This window comes from Flavobacterium sp. NRK F7 (genome assembly GCF_024054195.1).
Taxonomy (GTDB): Bacteria; Bacteroidota; Bacteroidia; order Flavobacteriales; family Flavobacteriaceae; genus Flavobacterium.
On record NZ_JAMXLB010000023.1, the window covers coordinates 1 to 273 of the forward strand.

Below are 273 nucleotides of genomic sequence, written 5' to 3' on the forward strand. Positions count from 1 at the left end.
TTTATTTTCTGCTCCAAAAATGTACTTGTTGCCTTTATTATCAGTAATCTTAAAATTCCCAACTAAAGTGGACTCTAATTTTATTCCCTTACTTTGATTTTGAATAACAGGTTTTTTATCTACATAGTCGAACATAAATTTACCACTTCCTCCTGGAAAAGAGTAAAAAAACTGATCTGGTGTATAATAGTCGAAGTTATTATCACCAACAGCTTGAGCTGTAAAAATTTGCAATCTAGTATCTCTACTGTCAAAAGCACCATTTAAAAGGTT

Annotated in this window: 1 protein-coding gene; it reads right to left on the bottom strand. The window is 30.8% G+C overall.

The window, feature by feature from the left end:
• A partial coding sequence (locus NHF47_RS17180; protein ID WP_252766143.1) for a hypothetical protein occupies positions 1–273 on the bottom strand: 273 nt, incomplete at both ends.